Source organism: Rhodothermales bacterium (genome assembly GCA_013002345.1).
Taxonomy (GTDB): Bacteria; Bacteroidota; Rhodothermia; order Rhodothermales; family JABDKH01; genus JABDKH01.
Genome location: JABDKH010000041.1, coordinates 1 through 5,037, shown reverse-complemented (window position 1 = coordinate 5,037; position 5,037 = coordinate 1). Strand labels below are relative to the sequence as shown.

5 protein-coding genes are annotated in these 5,037 nt (G+C 58.2%); 1 reads left to right on the top strand and 4 read right to left on the bottom strand.

Features of this window, described 5'->3' with window-relative positions; translation table 11 throughout:
• From HKN37_01935 to clpX, 4 genes are all read right to left on the bottom strand, one after another.
• A partial coding sequence (locus tag HKN37_01935; GenBank protein NNE45399.1) for a hypothetical protein occupies positions 1-782 on the bottom strand: 782 nt, incomplete at its 3' end.
• Between the two features lie 37 nt (positions 783-819).
• On the bottom strand, positions 820-1,767 hold the full coding sequence (locus HKN37_01930) for a hypothetical protein (protein ID NNE45398.1): 948 nt from the start codon (positions 1,765-1,767) through the stop codon (positions 820-822).
• A gap of 103 nt (positions 1,768-1,870) precedes the next feature.
• Positions 1,871-2,788 (bottom strand): YihY/virulence factor BrkB family protein, encoded by a 918-nt coding sequence (locus HKN37_01925; protein ID NNE45397.1) that lies wholly within the window; start codon positions 2,786-2,788, stop codon positions 1,871-1,873.
• 126 nt (positions 2,789-2,914) lie between these two features.
• Entirely contained in the window at positions 2,915-4,195 is a 1,281-nt protein-coding gene (clpX, locus tag HKN37_01920) for an ATP-dependent Clp protease ATP-binding subunit ClpX (protein ID NNE45396.1), read from the bottom strand.
• Positions 4,196-4,453: 258 nt separating this feature from the next.
• Between clpX and HKN37_01915 the strand changes: the two genes are divergently transcribed.
• Positions 4,454-5,037 (top strand): RsmB/NOP family class I SAM-dependent RNA methyltransferase (locus HKN37_01915; GenBank protein ID NNE45395.1); only part of this gene is annotated, 584 nt, incomplete at its 3' end.

The following is a 5,037-nucleotide window of genomic DNA, read 5'->3' as shown; positions in this document are numbered from 1 at the left end:
TGAGTGACGGGCCCGGGCTCGATCACATACTGAACGTCGGCCGTACTGAATACCGAATCGACTCGGGCCGAGGCGGTAACGCGCGCAAAGGCGAACCCGCGTTCCTTCATCCAGTTCAGCACCTGGTCCTGGATACGGATGCGCTCTGCGTCTGTGTAGCGCTGACCCACCTGCAGCGAGAGTTGATCGCGAAACCGAACCCAGTCACGTTGCAGTCTGGTCGGGAGGGCGTCGAGTGTATAGTTGCCGTCGGAGTCGTAGAAACCGAAATCCTGCAGGATAAGAGGCGGGCCCTCTACGATCGAAAAGATGACGTGGATCGTGTTATGCGTCGTGTCGAGTTGGCTCGCCGGATAGTCAACCTCCGCAAAAAGAAATCCATGCTCTCGATAATGCCGACGAAGTCTGACGACATCTTTCTGAAGAACGACGGGATCGAACCGATGTCGAGTGGGCGAAACGAACGGGATGTATCGCTTAATGCGGTCGACGGTCGTCGGTGACGTCGTGACGATCTTCTGCTTCAGCTCGTCGGCTTCGAGTGTACGTTGATCCACGTACTTGAAGGAGATCTTCCGGACGAGCGTGCCGTCGTTTGCATAGAATAGCGGTGCCTGGGCGTGGGTCGCCACGGGCACGAAGAGAGCGACCAGTGCCGCGATGGTCCACCACATGGCGGACGCTTTTCTTATGCGGCGGGACTCCATCATGGCGATGGGCCATAATCGATTCGTCGTTCTCAAGCTATGCAGAGACCGCTGAGCCACCGTCGAGACGATCATGGTTATCGGCGGGGCAATACGCGCTGCGCCCACCGGTTCAATGCAGAGAATCGGCCGGAGTGCTTGACGACGGGACCGGCTCCGTCGCCGGGATAAGGGAGTCTGGCAGCACCTGAGCGCCCTGTTCTTCCGGCATGGCCGCTTCAACAGCCTCTGCAGGCGTCACGGCAGGGGCAACATACGCACTTATGCGGACCGATCCGTGCTGAGTCGCAAGGGAGATCTGGCCTGCACCCTGTCCAAGTCGTCCGCGAAATCGGGCGCCTGCATCCGCAGGTGAATACGATTCCGAAACGAAGCCGATTGAGTCGGTGCTGACTGCACCGGCCGACGTTGTGGCCTCAATGTTTCCGGAAGCAAGTGGCGATACGTGTGCCGAGACATCGCCGTTGGCGGTGAGAAGGGCCACATCGAATGTATTCGCGGTTGACGTAAGGGTGGCCGCTGCCGATCCGTTTCGGGTTCGAAGACGTACCGTTGAACTCGGGCCGGAGTAGCCCACATCGCCGTGCTGATTCTGAACTTCCACTTTTCCTGAGATGCCGTCGATCGTGATGTTACCAGCGACCCACTGAATCTTAATGGGCGTGCCTGCGGGCACCGCACCCGTCACGTCGAAGCGGCTCAACGCATTCTGTGACGCCGTGAAGTTGTAGCGATACGTCAGGTCGTCGCCGACCTCCTCGATATCGAGGTTGCGCAGTTGGCTCTGAGCCTCTGCGGGCGAGTCTCCGCGTGCCGTGCGGGTGATCGTAAACCGGGCAACATCCGAGTCGCTTCCGACGAGACTAATAGATCCCGCGAATCCGTTGAGCACAACCGTTCTCTGTCCGGGCGAAATGACCCGCTCGACGACGTCCGAAGACTCCTCGGAACCCAGAAACAGAACACCCTCTTCCGAACGATTGATGGTCGGTTCCCGGCAGGCGCTGAAGATGGCAAGCAGGGCGATACCGGTTGCCAGCGAGATGTACTGACCCTTCATGACCGAAGCACACGAGTTGTTGAAGTTGTTGTCGAGAGATTAAGCACCCGCCGGCGGAATGGTTCCGTTTATGGCAGTTCCGGCGAGGCTAATCTCTTGCAATTCATATGCCTTGTGGCCGGTTCGATCCTCGCGGAGGCGACTCGACGGTCTCCGGGTTTCGTGACTGGTGGATCAGAACGACGAAGGCGCCCAGGATGAATATCAGCCCGGAATAATAGGCCCAGACGACGAAGGCGATCACCACTCCGAACACATCTCCAAGCCCGCTGTCACCGGACTCCGCATAGCGCGTCAGCAGCCCGGCGCGTGAAGCATAAACGGCAAACGCCACTTTGGCCATCTCCGTCAGCACGGCTGCGAATATGGCCCCGGCGAGTGCGCTTCGTTTTCGCGGTGTCTGCTGCGGTACGAAATAGTAGAGTTGAAAGAACACTGCGCCGGAAAGTATGGCGGGCACCGCAAGTCCGGCTATCTGTAGTGCGCGGCGCCAACCGGTCTGGATCCACAGTCGGTCCAGGCCGATGTGCGACAGAAAACTCAGGTCCGAAATGTTCACTGCCTGAAGAGCGAACGAGATGGCCAGTGAGAGCGAAAAGAACAGGCCGATTTGAACCGTCATGCGAAGATCCGACAGGTACCCGAGGAGTACGCCGAGGCCTCCGCGATCTGATTCCTCAAACACGCCGGCCAGGACCGATCGCACAGTGGAGAAGAGCGTGACGGCGACGAACAGAAGGCCCGCAGCACCGAAAACGGTGAGTGAACTGCTCGACTGATTGAGGCTCTCAAGGAACTGGGTCAGCCAGTCCCGCTGAACATTTGGAACCAGGTCGCGGACCAGTTGAGGCAGTGCCGAGCCCAGCAGGCCCATGAGAATCGCGGCAATCGGGATGATCGCGACAAGCGACTTGAACGCGATCGCCTGCGCCCACAGAAAGACGGGCCTCGTATTGAGGAAGGTCCACAGTGCCGACGTATACGATCGGACGCTTCCCGTAGCCTGTAGCTTGTCAGCCATGACCAGTCCAATGCGTGAGAGCTCGGGAGAAACGAAGAGGTGATAACAGCGCCGGTCTTGCAGATCCGAACATCAGCTGTGCAGGCCCGTGCATCAGAGAATGTACACGTTCACCGGCGCTTCTCGTCAGGCCGACGCCTTTCGTTTCTCAAGAACCGGTCGCTCGTTCGATTCTACTGTCGACAACGTAATACGACAGGATTGAATGTCCGGATGCGCGTGGATGTCGAACATGACCTCGAGCATCGTGTCCTCCATGACGGCTCGGAGACCGCGTGCGCCCGTACCGAGCATGCGGGCTTTCTCAACGACCGCATTCAACGCGTCCTCATCGAAAACCAGCTCGATGCCGTCCATGGCGAAGAGCTTCTGGTACTGCTTGATGAGTGCGTTTTTCGGCCTGGTCAGAATGCTCTTCATCGCTTCGTCCGACAGACCACTCAGCGCTGCGCTCACGGGCAGGCGTCCAATCAGTTCTGGTATCAGCCCGAATCGCAGAAGATCATCTGGTTCGACATGGTGAAAGATGCCCGGGTCGCGCCGGTCCATCTTTGTCTGTGAGTCCGTAAGGAAGCCGATGCTGCTCGTGGACATACGGTGTGAGATCAACTCATCGAGACCATCGAATGCTCCGCCACAGATGAAGAGGATGTTGCTCGTATCGATGTTGATCAGACTCTGTTCGGGGTGTTTTCTTCCGCCCTTGGGGGGGACACCTGCGACCGTTCCCTCCAGAATCTTGAGAAGGGCTTGCTGTACTCCTTCGCCCGAGACGTCGCGGGTGATGGATGCGTTGTCGCTCTTCCGGGCAATTTTGTCAATTTCATCGATATAGATGATGCCGCGCTCGGCACGCTCAACGTTGAAATCGGCAGCATGCAGGAGATGTGCCAGAATGCTTTCCACATCTTCGCCTACATAGCCGGCCTCCGTCAAGGCCGTGGCGTCGGAGATGGAGAACGGTACATCAAGTATGCGAGCGAGCGTCCGCGCGAGCAAGGTCTTGCCCGTTCCGGTCGGGCCGATGAGCATGATGTTGGACTTCTCCAGCTCGACGTCTTCGTACTCGTGGAGATACTCGTCGGAGTCTACGCGCTTGTAGTGGTTGTACACCGCGACTGCGAGCGCCTTCTTGGCCTGGTCCTGACCAATGACGTACTCGTCGAGTGCGGCCTTTATCTCGTACGGAGTGAGGCGGCGTTTTGCAGAGCCACGACGAGTCGACCCTTTTGAACTTCCGACCGTGCTCTGATACGACGCGATGTCACTGCGGACGATGCCGGCTGCATCGTTGATGCACCGGTCGCAGATGTACACATCGGGGCCAGCGACCATCGAGGTGACCTCGTGCGCTGTTCTCCCGCAGAAGGAGCAGCGTATGACCTCGTCGCTTCGGCTGTTGCTCATGGAGAAAATCTGATTTGCTGCTCAGGATATGCCGACTCGAACGACAGGACTAATGAACAGCTGCTCACTTGTCCTTGTATCGAGCGTTTCTGCACCTTACTTAAACATTATTCCGCTGTGCAGATTGCCCGCGAAAGATACCACAAAGTTGCCTAATCTTGGTGTCTCACTTACGGCATCAAAGTTGCAACACCCCTCGTGACGCCAGGACCTCATTCTGACTCTCTTCCAGCGGCCGGCGCAGCCGAAAATGGGCCCATGAAGGCTCTGGAGGCCCTCCCGGAAGCCTTTCTGGAGCGTTTTGAGCGGATCATTCCTGCCACGGATCTCAGGCGCGCGCTCCGCTCTTTCATCACAGACAAGCGAACTGCGTTTCGTGTCAACACTCTAGTCACGGACGTCGTATCAGTGATCGTATCCCTCGACAGGGAGGGCCTTCATGCCGAACCGGTTCCGTGGAGTGTGGACGGTTTCTCCGTGGCATCCGACCGTCGCGACGAGCTGCTGTCCAGCGCTGCCTATCATCGTCGCGAAATCTACATCCAGAATCCATCAAGCATGGTTCCGCCTCTGGTACTGGCGCCGATGCCGGATGAAGAGATCCTCGATCTGACGGCCGCCCCCGGAAGCAAGACGCACCAGATGGCATGTATGATGGGCAATACCGGACGGATCACAGCTGTCGAATCTGCCCGGCCGCGCTACTACAAACTGCGTGAGAACATGCGGCTGCATGCCGCGGAGAATGTGCGGCCATTCTTTCAGGACGGAACCCTCACGTGGCGCCATCGCCCCGAGTACTTTGATCGCGTCCTGCTCGATGCTCCGTGCTCAAGTGAGGG

Coding starts and splice junctions, on each gene's coding strand:
- HKN37_01930 (NNE45398.1), bottom strand. CDS start 1,767: ATGAAGGGTCAGTACATCTCGCTGGCAACCGGTATCGCCCTGCTTGCC.
- HKN37_01925 (NNE45397.1), bottom strand. CDS start 2,788: ATGGCTGACAAGCTACAGGCTACGGGAAGCGTCCGATCGTATACGTCG.
- clpX (NNE45396.1), bottom strand. CDS start 4,195: ATGAGCAACAGCCGAAGCGACGAGGTCATACGCTGCTCCTTCTGCGGG.